12 protein-coding genes and 1 riboswitch are annotated in these 13,781 nt (G+C 65.0%); of the genes, 3 read left to right on the top strand and 9 right to left on the bottom strand.

Annotation, left to right across the window (positions count from 1 at the left end; genetic code table 11):
- Positions 1-3: 3 nt before the first annotated feature.
- Positions 4-1,335 (top strand): sigma-54 dependent transcriptional regulator, encoded by a 1,332-nt coding sequence (locus tag BMI85_RS01425; protein WP_078599258.1) that lies wholly within the window; start codon positions 4-6, stop codon positions 1,333-1,335.
- A gap of 599 nt (positions 1,336-1,934) precedes the next feature.
- Entirely contained in the window at positions 1,935-4,895 is a 2,961-nt protein-coding gene (locus BMI85_RS01420; RefSeq protein WP_078599856.1) for an Rne/Rng family ribonuclease, read from the top strand.
- 72 nt (positions 4,896-4,967) lie between these two features.
- On the opposite strand, the gene BMI85_RS01415 is transcribed toward BMI85_RS01420, so the two are convergent.
- Both BMI85_RS01415 and BMI85_RS01410 read right to left on the bottom strand, forming a co-directional pair.
- The gene (locus BMI85_RS01415) at positions 4,968-5,402 is read right to left on the bottom strand and encodes a 6,7-dimethyl-8-ribityllumazine synthase (RefSeq protein WP_078599257.1); all 435 of its coding nucleotides are present in this window, start codon (positions 5,400-5,402) and stop codon (positions 4,968-4,970) included.
- 81 nt (positions 5,403-5,483) lie between these two features.
- Positions 5,484-5,630, bottom strand: a riboswitch (FMN riboswitch).
- A gap of 65 nt (positions 5,631-5,695) precedes the next feature.
- Positions 5,696-5,923: a sulfurtransferase TusA family protein gene (locus tag BMI85_RS01410; protein ID WP_078519357.1), complete on the bottom strand. Its 228-nt coding sequence runs from the start codon at positions 5,921-5,923 to the stop codon at positions 5,696-5,698.
- A gap of 94 nt (positions 5,924-6,017) precedes the next feature.
- On the opposite strand from BMI85_RS01410, the gene BMI85_RS01405 reads away from it, so the two are divergent.
- A complete protein-coding gene (locus tag BMI85_RS01405; RefSeq protein ID WP_078599256.1) occupies positions 6,018-6,761 on the top strand; it encodes a cytochrome c biogenesis protein CcdA in 744 nt (247 codons plus the stop codon).
- Positions 6,762-6,765: 4 nt separating this feature from the next.
- Here the strand turns inward: BMI85_RS01405 and BMI85_RS01400 are convergent, their stop codons facing one another.
- The 7 genes from BMI85_RS01400 to tpiA all read right to left on the bottom strand — a co-directional run bounded on the left by BMI85_RS01400 (position 6,766) and on the right by tpiA (position 13,751).
- Complete coding sequence (locus BMI85_RS01400; RefSeq protein ID WP_078599255.1) at positions 6,766-8,190, bottom strand: UdgX family uracil-DNA binding protein; 1,425 nt, start codon at positions 8,188-8,190, stop codon at positions 6,766-6,768.
- A complete protein-coding gene (locus BMI85_RS01395) occupies positions 8,190-9,425 on the bottom strand; it encodes a putative DNA modification/repair radical SAM protein (protein WP_078599254.1) in 1,236 nt (411 codons plus the stop codon). The genes BMI85_RS01400 and BMI85_RS01395 overlap by 1 nt, the downstream gene beginning before the upstream one ends.
- Positions 9,426-9,518: 93 nt before the next feature.
- Positions 9,519-10,292, bottom strand: a complete 774-nt coding sequence (locus tag BMI85_RS01390; protein ID WP_078599253.1) for a DUF2189 domain-containing protein — start codon at positions 10,290-10,292, stop codon at positions 9,519-9,521.
- A 106-nt stretch (positions 10,293-10,398) separates the two neighbouring features.
- Entirely contained in the window at positions 10,399-11,145 is a 747-nt protein-coding gene (locus tag BMI85_RS01385) for an SDR family NAD(P)-dependent oxidoreductase (RefSeq protein WP_078599252.1), read from the bottom strand.
- A gap of 36 nt (positions 11,146-11,181) precedes the next feature.
- Positions 11,182-11,727: an AAA family ATPase gene (locus BMI85_RS01380; protein ID WP_078599251.1), complete on the bottom strand. Its 546-nt coding sequence runs from the start codon at positions 11,725-11,727 to the stop codon at positions 11,182-11,184.
- Between the two features lie 6 nt (positions 11,728-11,733).
- Positions 11,734-12,858: a peptide chain release factor 2 gene (gene prfB, locus BMI85_RS01375; RefSeq protein WP_078539462.1), complete on the bottom strand. Its 1,125-nt coding sequence runs from the start codon at positions 12,856-12,858 to the stop codon at positions 11,734-11,736.
- Between the two features lie 149 nt (positions 12,859-13,007).
- Positions 13,008-13,751: a triose-phosphate isomerase gene (gene tpiA, locus BMI85_RS01370; protein ID WP_078599250.1), complete on the bottom strand. Its 744-nt coding sequence runs from the start codon at positions 13,749-13,751 to the stop codon at positions 13,008-13,010.
- Between the last annotated feature and the right edge of the window lie 30 nt (positions 13,752-13,781).

Genomic DNA, 13,781 nt, shown 5'->3' with positions numbered 1-13,781 from the left:
GACATGGCAAGACTAATGAAGGTAGCGATCGTCGATGACGAGGAAGATATGCGGCAGTCCGTCAGCCAATGGCTGGCGCTGTCGGGCTTCGACGCCGAGACCTATGCCAGCGCCGAAGACGCGCTGAAAGTGATCGGCCCCGATTGGCCGGGCGTGGTGATCACCGACATCCGGATGCCCGGCATGGACGGGATGGCCTTTCTCAAGCGGCTGATGGGCATCGATAGCGGTCTGCCGGTCATCATGATCACCGGCCACGGCGATGTGCCGATGGCGGTCGAGGCCATGCGCCTTGGCGCGATGGACTTCATGGAAAAGCCGTTCTCGCCGGATCGGATGACCGAGCTGGCCAAGCGCGCCACGCAGGCGCGCCGCACGACGCTCGACAACCGCGCGCTGCGCCGCGATCTGGCCGAGGGCGAGAAGGTGATGGGCAAGCTGATCGGTACCTCCGAGCCGATGGAGCGGTTGCGCGAGGATATTCTCGATCTGTCTCAGGCCGACGGTCACGTGCTGATCGATGGCGAGACCGGCACCGGCAAGACGCTGGTGGCCCATGCGCTGCACGCGACGGGCCCCCGCGCGGGCAAGAAATTCGTCGTGGTCAGCTGTGCCGCGCTGACCGAGGAAGCGCTCTCGGCCAAGCTGTTCGGCCCGGTCGAAGAGGGCGGTCTGCCGCTGATGGAAGAAGCGCGCGGCGGCACGCTCTGCCTCGAGGATGTCGAGGCGCTGAGCCAGTCGCTGCAGGCGCGGCTTTTGCAATTCATCAACGATCAGGGGGCGCCTGCGGAAACGCGCATCGTCGCGATCTGCAATACACATGGCGAAGGCAAGACGGTCGAGGACGCGCTGCGCCCCGATCTCTACTATCGCTTGGCCGCGCTGAAGATCACCCTGCCGCCGCTGCGCGCGCGCGGCGAAGATATCCTGACGCTGTTCAACCGCATGTCCGAGCAATTCGCCGACGAATATGGCTGCGACGTGCCGGAAGTCACCGCGCAGGAAGCGGCGCAACTGCTGCAGGCCCCGTGGCCGGGCAATGTGCGCCAGCTGATCAACGTCGCCGAACGCGCGGTGCTTCAATCGCGCCGTGGCTCTGGCTCGATCGCATCGCTGCTGATGACCGATGACGAAGAGGCGGGCCCGGCGGCGATCACGACCGAGGGCAAGCCGCTCAAGGAATATGTCGAGAGCTTCGAGAAAATGCTGATCGACAATACGATGCGGCGTCATAAGGGCTCGATCTCGGCGGTTATGGAAGAGCTGTGCCTGCCGCGCCGGACCTTGAACGAGAAGATGGCCAAATACGGCCTCGCCCGCGCGGATTACCTTTAAAGGAACGCGTGCCCGCATCTTCGCCTCTAGGTGCGGGGCATGAGGGTGGCCTTCGAACAATACGACGTGAGCGGCGCGGGCCTGAATGGCACCGCGCCGCGGCATTTTCCGGCCTGCGGCGGCAAAACCCCGGAACGGGCCTGCCTAATCGCTGAACATCGCGAGAATCCGGGGTGCGATTAACCCTTCCCTTACGAAAATTCGATTGTGTTCCCGTAGGCTGTGCCGCTATGGTCAGAACCAGTCGGTTTCACGCCATAAGTGTGAACCCACCGAAATTCGCTGATGCCTTGGCCGATCCGGCGCAGATGATGCGCAAGGGGCCCCGGCTCAACCGATTGGCCGAAAGGCCGCAAGTTTGTCTCCCTCTTCCGCATTTGCCGGGACGGAGGCCGTTAATTGGGCGCCAAGCGGCTAAGCCGACCGCGCCTTGGAAAGAACCGCGATGATGCGTGACGGGATATCGCAGATGAGGACGGGCAGGCTCCACGCCACCGCCGTCTGCGCGCATGTCCGCACCCTCGCCTCAAGGACAGTTTCAGCCCAAGACAGCGCCGCGCCCCCGGGCCGGTCGCAAAGGGCTGACCTATTGGATTTACATGGCAAAGAAGATGCTTATCGATGCCACCCACGCGGAAGAGACCCGCGTCGTGGTGGTGGACGGCAACAAGGTTGAAGAATTCGACTTTGAGACCATCAACAAACGGCAGCTCGCCGGAAATATCTATCTCGCGAAAGTAACGCGCGTCGAACCGTCGCTGCAGGCGGCCTTCGTCGACTATGGCGGAAACCGGCACGGCTTCCTCGCCTTCGCGGAAATCCACCCCGATTACTACCAGATACCGGTCGCCGACCGCGAAGCGCTGCTGGAAGAAGAACGCCAGCTCGCCGAGGCCGCCGCCGAGGAAGAGGACAAGCCGAAATCCTCGCGTCGCCGCCGTTCGCGCCGGTCGTCGAACAAGGCCGAGAAGGCCAAGCAGGACGAAGCGGTCGTCAGCTCGGACGAGATCCCGGGCATGGGCGTCGTCGATCCCGAGGCGGAAGGCGAGAGCGCCGACGCCTCCAGCGACGAGACCAAAGCCGAAGCGCAGACCGACAGCACCGAGGCCGAGGACGCGCCCGCTCAGGAGGCTGATGAAAAGCCCGCCGCTGCGGCTGAGACCGCGTCCGACGAGGACGACAGCGACGACTCCGACGAGGATGACGACGACGCGGGCGATGACGCGGCTGAAGCCGATAGCGGCATCGAATCCGTCGCCGACGAGGATGTCGAAGAAGAAATTCGTCCGGCTCGCAAGCCGCGTCCGCGCCGCTACAAGATCCAGGAAGTGATCAAGGTCCGCCAGATCATGCTGGTGCAGGTCGTCAAGGAAGAGCGCGGCAACAAAGGCGCTGCGCTGACCACCTATCTCTCGCTGGCAGGCCGCTACTGCGTGCTCATGCCCAACACCGCGCGCGGTGGTGGCATCAGCCGTAAGATCACCAACGCCGCCGACCGCAAGAAGCTCAAGGAAATCGCGGGCGAACTGGACGTGCCGAAGGGCGCGGGCCTGATCGTGCGCACGGCGGGCGCGCAGCGCACCAAGACCGAGATCAAGCGCGACTATGAATACCTGATGCGCCTGTGGGAGCAGATCCGCGACCTGACGATGAAATCCGTCGCACCCGCGCCGATCTACGAGGAAGGCGATCTGATCAAGCGGTCGATCCGCGACCTCTACAACAAGGATATCGACGAGGTTCTCGTCGAGGGCGAGCGCGGCTACCGCGCGGCGAAGGCGTTCATGAAGATGATCATGCCGAGCCACGCCAAGAACGTGAAGCACTACGCCGAGTCGCTGCCGCTCTTCGCGCGCCATCAGGTGGAGAGCTACCTCGCATCGATGTTCAACCCGACCGTGCAGCTCAAGTCCGGCGGTTACATCGTGATCGGCGTTACTGAGGCGCTCGTTGCTATCGACGTGAACTCGGGTCGGGCGACCAAGGAAGGCTCGATCGAGGAAACCGCGCTCAAGACCAACCTGGAGGCCGCCGACGAAGTGGCCCGCCAGCTGCGCCTGCGCGACCTCGCCGGTCTGATCGTGATCGATTTCATCGACATGGACGAGCGTAAGAACAACAACGCCGTCGAGAAGCGCATGAAGGAGCGTCTCAAGACCGACCGCGCCCGCATTCAGGTCGGCCGCATCTCCGGCTTCGGCCTGCTCGAGATGAGCCGTCAGCGTCTGCGTCCGGGCATGATCGAATCCACGACCCAGCCCTGCACCCATTGCCACGGCACCGGCCTGATCCGTTCGGATGACAGCCTCGCGCTGAGCGTCCTGCGCGCGATCGAGGAAGAGGGCACCCGCAAACGGACCCGCGAGGTTCTGGTGCGTGCGCCCGTCGCGGTTGCCAACTACCTGATGAACGCCAAGCGCGAGCATGTCGCGGTGATCGAGGCGCGTTACGGCATGTCCGTGCGCATCGAAGCCGCGCCGGAACTCGTCTCGCCCGATTTCACCATCGAGAAGTTCAAGACCGCGACGCGTAATGTCGCGGAAGTGGACAGCCCCGTGGTGTCGGCTTCGGCCAGCCTGATGGCCGAGATCGATGACGCCGAGGACGAGGCGGAGATCGAAGTTGAAGCCGAGGCGGAGGCCGAGGAGCAGACCCAGAAGGTCGAGACCGACGCCGAGGAACAGCCGAAGAAGAAGCGTCGTCGCCGTCGTCGTCGCCGGAAGTCCAATGGCGAAAACGGGGAGAATAACGACTCCGCAGAGAACGGCGATCAGTCGTCGGATGACCAGAACGCCAAGGACCAGTCCACGGGCGATCAGTCCTCGGACGTGACCGAAGGACAGGAAGCGCCCGCCAAGGCCGAACCCGCGCATGCGGCAGAAGCTCCGGCGGACGAGGCCAAGACCGAGGCGCAAACCGACGCGAAGACCGAGGCTGAGCCCGCGGAAGAAGCGCCGAAGCCCAAGCGCCGCTCGCGCGCCCGCAAGAAGGTGGAAGAGCCGAAAGCCGAAGCCGAGACCGCGGAGGCCCCCGTTGAGGGCACCGAGGCCAAAGCCGAGGAAGAAGCGCCCAAGCCGAAGCGTCGCACGCGGTCGCGCAAGAAGGTGGACCCGGAGGCCGATGCGCAAGCCGCCGTCGAAGGCAGCGCCGCAGAGGTCAAGGCCGACGCCGCAGAGGCAGCCGAAGAGGCGCCCAAGCCGAAGCGTCGCTCCCGTGCGCGCAAGAAGGTCGAGGAGCCCGTCGCAGCGACGTCCGAGACGCCCGAGCCGCCGGAAACCCCGCAGCCTGACGCGCCGACCGAGCCGCAGGAGACGCCGCAGCCCGACGCACCGGTCGAGACGCCCGAGCCCACGCCGCAGGAAACCCCTGTCGACGTGCCGCCGGAAGCGCCGCCCGCGCCCGAACCGGAAACTCCGTTCGAGCAACCGCCGGAAACGCCGCAGCCCGATGCGCCGGTCGAACTGCCCGGAGGTCCGGCCTTCGCCGAGACCGAGGCGGAGGGCGAGACCATGACCGAAGAGGCGCCCAAGCCCAAGAAACGGGGCTGGTGGAGCCGCTGAGGCACCTTCAGATTTGAGAAAGGCCGGGCAGAGCGCTCGGCCTTTTTCGTTTTCGTATTTCGTTTTCCGCGCTCAGGCGGCCAGGTCCTGTGCCTGTCGGGTCAGTTGCAGCGCCGCCCGCGCCGCCTCGCGGCCCTTCTCGACGAAATGGCTGCCAAAGATCGCCCGGTGGTGATCGGTCTCCTGAAACTGATGCGGGGTCAGCGAGACCGACAGCACGGGCACGCCCGTCTCCAGCCCCACCTGCATCAGGCCATTCACCACGGCCTGCGCCACGAAATCATGGCGATAGATCCCGCCATCGACGACCAGCGCCGCCGCCGCGATGGCGCCGTAGCGGCCCGTGCGGGCCAGCTGCTGCGCCTTCATCGGCAGCTCGAACGCGCCGGGCACGTCGAAGACATCGACCTGCGCCTCCGGGATCTCTTCGAGAAACCCCTCGAGCGCACGGTCGACGATATCGGCGTGCCAATTGGCTTTGATGAAGGCGTAACGGGTGTGTGTCATCGTAATCTCCTTGCATAGCGACACGTCACCCAAGGCGATCACATGCAGTCCGCGCCCACGCGCAAAGGCACGGGGTCGGCTGCATATTCTCTTCCATCCGGACTGTAACCGTCGGCTCAGGCCTCGCACCTGATCTGCTGACCCTCGCACGACAGCGAGGCGCTCGCGGGCTCGCGGATTTCGCCGCATACCGCCGGTGGGGAATTTCGCCCCGCCCTGAGAATGGCCGGAGATTGGCACGCGTTCTTCCGCTCGGCAAGGGGCTTAGTTGCTCGCTCTGGATGCGAGGGTCATCACCCCTTGCGCACCAGATAAACCTTCACGCCTTCCCAATCCTCTGCCTCGACCAGTTCGTGTCCGGTCTGCGCGCAGAAATGCGGTACGTCGATCCAGCTCGCCCCATCGGTCGCAACCAGCTGGACCAGTGCGCCGGGCGCGGCCGACTCGAGCGCTTTGCGCAAGCGCAGAACGGGCAGGGGGCAGAGCAGCCCCTTCGCATCGATTTCGATATCGGGCGTCATGGCGGAGGTTCTCGCGCGCCCGCGCTGATTTGTCCACGCTGTTGTTATCTCACGACCCGGTGACCGCGCGCGAGGAATGGGGTAGAGGAGGATCATGTTTGGAATCGATCTCGTCTCCGCTGCGTTCCTGCCCGCCGCCTTTGTGGCGCTCTTTGCGGGTCTGTTGTCATTCCTCAGCCCCTGCGTTCTGCCGATCGTGCCGCCCTATCTCGCCTATATGGGCGGGGTGAGCATGGGGGATCTGCGTGAGGGCAAACGCTCGGCCGTGGTCCCGGCGCTGTTCTTCGTGCTGGGCCTGTCGACGGTGTTCCTGTTCATGGGGTTCGCCGCCTCGACCTTCGGGCGGTTCTTCCTGACCAATCAGGTGCTGTTCGGGCGGATCGCAGGCGGGGTGATCGTGATCCTCGGCCTGCATTTCCTCGGCGTGTTCCGTATCCCGATCCTCGACCGCGAGGCGCGGCTGGATGCGGGCGACCGGGGCGGCTCCTCGCTGGGTGCTTACGTGTTGGGCCTTGCATTCGCCTTCGGATGGACGCCCTGCATCGGCCCGCAACTGGGCGCGATCCTGTCGCTGGCCGCCCAAGGCGGCGATCAGGCGCGCGGGACGGCTCTGCTGGCGGTCTATGCGCTGGGTCTGGGCATCCCGTTCCTGCTGGCCGCGCTGTTCATCCAGCGCGCGATCGGCGTGATGAACCGGCTCAAGGCCTATATGGGCATCATCGAGAAGACGATGGGCGCGCTGCTGGTCGTCGTGGGGATTCTGCTGCTGACCAATGCGTTCTCGGCGATCAGCTTCTGGCTGCTGGAGACCTTCCCGAGCCTTGCCGTGCTGGGCTGAACCCTCAGGCCACCATCTGCACCGCGCGGGCCAGATCCGCCTCGAAAGCCCGCATCATCGCGGGCTTTTCCATGTCGGGCAGGCGCAGCAGGTAGGACGGGTGGACAGTGATCAGAATCGGCGTGCCGTCGTCGAGCATCTCCACCGTGCCGCGCCGTTTGAGAAGGCCCCGCCGATCCCCGGTGAGGCTTTCCAGCGCGGTCGCCCCCATCGCGAGGATTGCCTTCGGCTTCACCAAGCCGCGTTCTTGGTCGAGCCACCAGCGACAGTGATGGATTTCCTGCCGGTCGGGCGACTGGTGGATGCGCCGCTTGCCGCGCGGAGTGAATTTGAAATGCTTCACCGCATTTGTGATGAAGGTGCGTTCACGGGACAGACCCGCACGTGCTGCCACCTCGTCGAAAAGCTGCCCGGCGGGGCCGACGAAGGGGCGTCCCTCGAGATCCTCGAAATCTCCCGGCTGCTCGCCCACGATCATCAGCGGCGCATCGAGCGGCCCTTCGCCCGGCACCGCCTGCGTCGCGTTTTCCCAGAGCGGGCAGCGGCGGCAGCCATTCAGCCCGGCCAGCAGCTCCGCGCGGTCGCCCACGGGCGGCGGCGTGACGCGGTCGCTTGCCAGCCGCTCGGTGATCTTGCCCGCGCGGGCCGGGGCGAGCGTGGGTGCGTTGGCCGCCATCTCCTCGGCGCGGGCCTGCGCGGTCGCGATCATCTCGGGGATCAACCCGGCCTCGGGCAGATTGTGCCAATATTTGCGCGGCATCTCGGATTGCATCGCGCCGACTTTCAGCCGCGCCGGGTTGAAGATGTTGCGGAAATAGGTGCGCCAGAGGTCTTCGGCGGCATCCTCGGGCAAGTCAGGGCGCGGTTGGCCCTCGGAGAAGCGCGGCTTGCCAGCTTCGAAATGCGCGGTCAGATCGGGGGTGAAGATCGACCAGTCCATATCTCCGAAGCGTTTGACGAAGAACGGCGCGGTGAGTTCGCAGATGTAATGCGTGGGCTCGAACCACGCGGCAAAGCGGCGGCGGGACGCGCCCGGATCGCCGATCTCGCGGAAGCGCACGAAGGCGGTCATCTTGTGGCGGTCGCGCGAGACTTCCTTGGCCATGCGGTTCAGCCGGTCGATGCGCGGATCGGCACGGTCTTCCAGCAGGCGCTTGTCGCGGCGCAGTGCCCAGAGCACGGCGTAAGCCCGTGCGAAGCGCTCGGGGTCGCGATGGCAGATCACGAGCCGGGCGAGGTCGACAAAGCCCTTCGGCACGCTCACAGCGCCGCCCGTGGGGGTAGGGGCGTCCTGGGCGAAGAGATCGGCCTCCGCCGCCCCGCGATGCCACAGAAGCTCCTCAGGCGGGATGCCAGCGCCCAAGGCTGCGCGGGCCTCGTCTCGCCACGCCTCGAACGTGCCGATCTCGGGCAGGGTGATCGTGCGCATCACAGCAGCTGCAACTGCTGCGGCGGTGGGGCGAAACGGGCGCGCAGGTCTGCCGCATCGGTCAGCGCACGCGGGTGCCAGTCCAAGAGCGTGATGAAAGGCTTCGCCTGTTTCAGGTTCGCCCCCATCCGGCGCAGATCCTCGTAGCGCAGCGTCCGGTGGCGGCGCGTCGCCAGCACCCGACCCACCGTCTTCACCCCCAGCCCCGGCACGCGCAGCAGCATCTCGCGCTCGGCCCGGTTCACGTCGAGCGGAAACAGATGCCGGTTCGCCAGCGCCCAGGCGAGCTTCGGGTCGACCGTCAGATCGAGATTGCCATCGGTGGTGCCTTGCGAAATCTCGTCCACGTCGAAGCCGTAGAAGCGCAGCAGCCAATCCGCCTGATAGAGCCGATGCTCGCGCATCAAGGGCGGCTTGATCAGCGGCAGTGCGGCGGAACTGTCGGGGATCGGCGAGAAGGCCGAGTAATAGACGCGCTTGAGCGCATAGCTCGAATAAAGCCGCGTCGAGGTCTTCAGGATCGTCGTGTCATTCGCCCCGTCCGCGCCGACGATCATCTGCGTCGATTGGCCCGCAGGCGCGAATTTCGGGGGTCGCTTTCCGGTGAAGCTGCGCTCCTTGCGGGTGTCGCGCAGCAGCCTCACATCGCCCATCGCGCGGCGGATCTGGGCGGGGTCCTTCTCGGGGGCGTAGTCGTGCACCGCGCGGTCGGTCGGCAGCTCGACATTGATCGAGAGGCGGTCGGCGTAAAGCCCGGCCTCCTCGATCAGCTCGGGCGCGGCATCGGGGATGGTTTTCAGATGGATATAGCCGCGGAAATTATGCTCCACCCGCAAGAGCTTTGCGATCCGCACCATGTCGGTCATCGTGTCGTCGGGCGAGCGGATGATGCCGGAGGAGAGGAACAGCCCCTCGATATAGTTGCGGCGGTAGAATTCCAGCGTGAGGGTAACGACCTCCTCGGGCGAGAACCGCGCGCGGGGGGTGTTCGAACTGACCCGGTTCACGCAGTAGGCACAGTCGTAGATGCAGAAATTCGTCATCAGGATTTTCAGCAGGCTGATGCAGCGCCCGTCCGGCGTGTAGGCGTGACAGATGCCGGAGCCTGTGACCGAGCCGATCCCCTTGCCATCCTTGGAGTCGCGCCGCTGCCCCCCGCTCGACGCGCAGGAGGCATCGTATTTCGCCGCATCCGAGAGGATCGCCAGTTTCTGATCGAGGGTCATTCTTGCCATGCGTTCACTATATGTTCACATTTTTCGCCTTTCAATAAATCCATGACAAAGGGGCGCGAAAATCGCGCCCCTTTGGAAAACGTCGCTTCGGTTTCAGGCCGTCAGGCGGCGATACATGTGCCAGCTGGCATGGCCCAGAACCGGCAACACAATGAACAGGCCAAGGAAGACCGGCAGCATCCCGATGAATAGGCTTGCAGCGATCACCATGCCCCAGATCGCCATCGAGACCGGGTTGGCGGCCACGGCCCGCATCGAGGTGAGGATGGCGGTGATGATGTCGATCTCGCGATCCATGATCAGCGGCAGGCCGACCACGGTGAAGGAAAACAGGATCGCCGCGAAGGCCGCCCCGATCGCGGAGCCGATCGCCAGCATCATCAGCCCGTTTCCGGTCAACAGGATCTCGGGCGAGCTGGAGACATTGGTGAAGGCCGACAGCCCCATGAACAGCGCGAAGGTCGTGTGGGCCACGAAGACCCAGAACATGAACATCATCAGGATCAACATCGCCATCGAGGGCGTCTGGCGATCTTTCTCGGAAACGCAGCAGGCGATTACCTCACGCCAGACCAGTGGCTCTTGAGCTTCCAGCCTGCGACTGACGGTGTAGAGGCCCATCGCGGCAAAGGGCGCGAGCAGCGGAAAGCCGAGCGCGAAGGGGATCAGCCACCATTCCTCGCCCTGGGCTGCGAATACGGTCCAGAGCACGATGCCACCGAGCACATAGAAGCCCGAAAACATCAGCCCGAAGGCCGGGGCGCGTTTGAAATCGTTCCATCCTGCCTTCAGGATGTCTGGTATTTCCGAGACCTGAAGGTCGCGGATATGCGGCACCTCGGAGGGCGGCGACGCGATCGTTTGCATGTGTATTCTCCCTGACTGAGGGCCCTCTCCCCAAGGCCCGCAACTTCACGTTGCGTCACGCAGGCGTGATCTGTCCAGAGAATTGCGTGCTGCGTCGCCGCGAGGCTCAGCCGCCCATCCGTTTCGTCAGCCGTAGAGAGAGGGCATAAGGCAGTCGTTTCAATAGCTTGAGCTGCCATGTGAGGCGGCGGGGGAAGTGGGTCTCGAAGCGGTTCTTGGTCAGCCCGTCGGCGATGCGGCGGGCGGCCTCATCGGCTTCGATGACGAAGGGCATGGCGAAATCGTTCTTCTCGGTCAGGCGAGTCTTCACGAAACCGGGAGAAATCAGGCGCACGTCGATCGCGGGCGCATATTCCACGCGCAGGCTCTCAACGAGGTTGATGACGGCGGCTTTCGAGGCGGAATAGAGCTGCCCCTTCGGCAGCCCGAAGATCCCCGCGACCGAGCCGAAGATCACCAGTTGCCCGCCCTCGCGCAGCAGCCCCGGCGCGGCCTGCGCGAACCACAGCGTGCCGAGCAGGTTCACCTCCACCAGCTTGCGCGCCGCGTCGCGCTCGATTTCATCGACGCGGCCGGGATCGTAAAGTGCTGCGGTGATGATCATCGCGTCCAACGGCCCGTGGCTCAGGATCTCGCCGCGCGCATCGTCGAGGCTTTCGGGGTCGGAGACGTCGCAGGGGACGACCTCGCCCTGACCCAGTTCCGCCTTCAACGCGTCCAGCGGCTCGACCGAACGGGCCGACAGCACCAGCCGCGCCCCGCGCGTAGCCAGTTCGCGCGCCAGCGCTTGCCCGATGCCCGAGCTCGCGCCCATGATCCAGATGCGTTTGTCCTTGAAGTCCACGGTGCTCATCCTCTCGCTACTGGAGAGGATACGCGCCAAAACCGCTCAGGGTTTCATTCCAAGCGCGGTAAGGCACTCGGCCAGCAGCTCGTCGAGCGGGCGCGTGCCCGACAGTTCCAGCACCGGCTCGGACCGGCCTGCCAGCCATTCGTGATGGCGGCTCAGCGAGCGCCCAGAGAAATAGGGATCGTCATAGCCCGCAGCCCAGGTCAGGAAAGAGCCGTGATTGGCCTCCATATCGCCGCCCTTGCGGATACGGGTTCCGAAGCGCGCCGCCTCGCGCTTGCGCAGGCGCGCAAGGCGGATCGGTGTGGGAGCGGTGAGGAAGACGATCAGGTCGGCGCCTGCGATTGCGGGCTCCCCCCAGCCGTCGAGCGAGCCGGAAATCACCCAGCCCTCGGGCTCTTTCGCCGCCTCCATCAGCGCCAGCCGCTCAGCGGGGCGGCGTTTGACGGTGTAGGGCGGGTCGCTCTCGGCCCAATAGAACTGATCGGTGTCGAGATGGACGACGCCCAGCCGGTCGGCCAGACGTTCCCCCAGCGAAGATGTGCCCGATCCTGCGGCGCCGGTAATATGAACCCGCGCCGCCATTCGCGATCAGCTTTCCGCTTGCGCGTCGGCGCGGGATTTGCCTTCGAGGCCGAGCGCCAGCGTCGCCGCCATGAACCCGTCGAGATCGCCGTCGAGCACGCCCTGCGTGTCCGAGGTTTCGTGTTGCGTGCGCAGGTCCTTCACCATCTGGTAAGGCTGAAGCACGTAAGAGCGGATCTGGTTGCCCCAGCCGGCCGAGCCCTTGTTCTCGTGGGCCTCGTTGATCGCCGCGGTGCGCTTTTCCAGCTCCATCTGATAGAGGCGCGATTTCAGCGCCTTCATCGCGATATCGCGGTTCTGGTGCTGCGACTTCTCGGAACTGGTGACCACGATCCCGGTCGGGTGGTGGGTGATCCGCACCGCCGAGTCGGTCGTGTTGACGTGCTGACCGCCAGCCCCCGAAGAGCGGAAGGTGTCGATGCGGATATCGGCGGGGTTCACCTCGATCTCGATATTGTCGTCGACCACCGGATAGACCCAGACCGACGCAAACGAGGTTTCGCGCGTGCCCTTGCCGAAGGGCGATATCCGCACGAGGCGATGCACGCCCGATTCCGATTTCAGCCAGCCATAGGCGTTAGGGCCGGAAATCTTGTAGGCGCAGGATTTGATCCCGGCCTCGGCGCCCGGTTCTTCGGATTGCAGCTCGACCTCGTAGCCGCGCTTTTCGGCCCAGCGGACATACATCCGCTGCAGCATCGAGGCCCAGTCGCAGGCCTCAGTGCCACCCGCGCCTGCATTGATTTCGAGGAAGGTATCGTTGGCATCCGCCTCACCATCGAGCAGGGCTTCGAGCTCTTTCGATGCGGCGGTCTCTTTCAGCGCGGCCAGCGAGGCTTCGGCCTCGGAGACGACTTCCTCGTCGTCTTCCATCTCGCCCATCTCGATCAGTTCGACATTGTCCTCCAGATCCTGCTTGATCCGGTTATAGGTCTCGAACTTGTCCATCAGTTGCTGCCGATCGCGCATCAGTTTCTGCGCGCGCGCCTGATCGTCCCACAGGGTGGGGTCTTCGATCATCGCGTTGAATTCCTCGATCCGGTGCGGCGCGGTCTCGAGGTCCATCCGCTGGCCCAGCAAGGTCAGGGACTTGCGGATCTGTTCGACGGTGTTCTGCGTCTCGGCGCGCATCTGTCATCCTCTTGAAGCTTGGCCCGCGTGATACGAGATCGGGGCGGCGCCCGCAAGGCGGCGCGGGGGAAATTGCGTGGGCCGCGCGGCGTTGAAAAGCGGCGCGGCCCTTGTGTCTGTGGCCTCCGTGGTGCGGAGCGAGGCGTAGCTCAGCTTGCCTCCAGTGCTGCGATGATCGCGCCGAAATCGCTGGCCTTGAGCGAGGCCCCGCCCACCAGCGCGCCATCGACGTTGGAGGTCGCGAAAATCTCTTCCGCGTTGGAGGGTTTGACCGAGCCGCCATAGAGCAGGCGCATCCCGTTGCCCTCATCGGCGAAGCGCGCGACCAGCGTGTTGCGCATGAAGTCATGCACCTCGGCGATCTGCTCCAGCGTCGGCGTGCGGCCCGTGCCGATCGCCCAGACGGGTTCATAGGCGATCACGCAATTGGCGGCGGTCGCACCGTCGGGCACCGAGCCCGCAAGCTGCTCGCCGATCACGTCGAGCGTCTGTTCGCCGTCGCGCTGCGCCTCTGTCTCGCCCACGCAGATCACCGCGATCAGACCTGCGCCAATCGCCGCCTCGGCCTTGGCGCGCACGATCAGATCGCTTTCGTGGTGGTCCGCGCGCCGCTCGGAGTGGCCGACGATGACGTAGGAGCCACCCGCATCCGCAATCATCTGCGCCGAGATGTCGCCGGTATGCGCGCCGCTCTCGTTCATGTGGCAATCCTGCCCGCCGACCGCGAGCTTGCCGCTTGCCGCCTCGGCCATCGCGCCGATCAGCGTCGCGGGCGGGCACAGGAGCACGTCACAGGCGGGGGACGGATGCGCTTCGGTCAGCGCCGAGACCTCGCCCAGATTGCTCTTGAGCCCGTTCATCTTCCAATTGCCGGCGGCCAGTTTCTTGCGCATGTGCGATTATTCTCCCTGATGTCGTTGCGG

It is taken from the genome of Thioclava sp. DLFJ4-1 (genome assembly GCF_002020145.1).
Lineage (GTDB): Bacteria > Pseudomonadota > Alphaproteobacteria > Rhodobacterales > Rhodobacteraceae > Thioclava > Thioclava sediminum.
The sequence above is the reverse complement of the archived record's forward strand: the minus strand, read 5'-3'. Positions and strand labels throughout refer to the sequence as shown.

Excerpts from the sequence above, each read along its gene's own strand:
- BMI85_RS01425 (WP_078599258.1), top strand. The coding sequence starts at position 4 with ATGGCAAGACTAATGAAGGTAGCGATCGTCGATGACGAGGAAGATATG.
- BMI85_RS01420 (WP_078599856.1), top strand. The coding sequence starts at position 1,935 with ATGGCAAAGAAGATGCTTATCGATGCCACCCACGCGGAAGAGACCCGC.
- BMI85_RS01415 (WP_078599257.1), bottom strand. The coding sequence starts at position 5,402 with ATGACACACACCCGTTACGCCTTCATCAAAGCCAATTGGCACGCCGAT.
- BMI85_RS01410 (WP_078519357.1), bottom strand. The coding sequence starts at position 5,923 with ATGACGCCCGATATCGAAATCGATGCGAAGGGGCTGCTCTGCCCCCTG.
- BMI85_RS01405 (WP_078599256.1), top strand. The coding sequence starts at position 6,018 with ATGTTTGGAATCGATCTCGTCTCCGCTGCGTTCCTGCCCGCCGCCTTT.
- BMI85_RS01400 (WP_078599255.1), bottom strand. The coding sequence starts at position 8,190 with ATGCGCACGATCACCCTGCCCGAGATCGGCACGTTCGAGGCGTGGCGA.
- BMI85_RS01395 (WP_078599254.1), bottom strand. The coding sequence starts at position 9,425 with ATGGCAAGAATGACCCTCGATCAGAAACTGGCGATCCTCTCGGATGCG.
- BMI85_RS01390 (WP_078599253.1), bottom strand. The coding sequence starts at position 10,292 with ATGCAAACGATCGCGTCGCCGCCCTCCGAGGTGCCGCATATCCGCGAC.
- BMI85_RS01385 (WP_078599252.1), bottom strand. The coding sequence starts at position 11,145 with ATGAGCACCGTGGACTTCAAGGACAAACGCATCTGGATCATGGGCGCG.
- BMI85_RS01380 (WP_078599251.1), bottom strand. The coding sequence starts at position 11,727 with ATGGCGGCGCGGGTTCATATTACCGGCGCCGCAGGATCGGGCACATCT.
- prfB (WP_078539462.1), bottom strand. The coding sequence starts at position 12,858 with ATGCGCGCCGAGACGCAGAACACCGTCGAACAGATCCGCAAGTCCCTG.
- tpiA (WP_078599250.1), bottom strand. The coding sequence starts at position 13,751 with ATGCGCAAGAAACTGGCCGCCGGCAATTGGAAGATGAACGGGCTCAAG.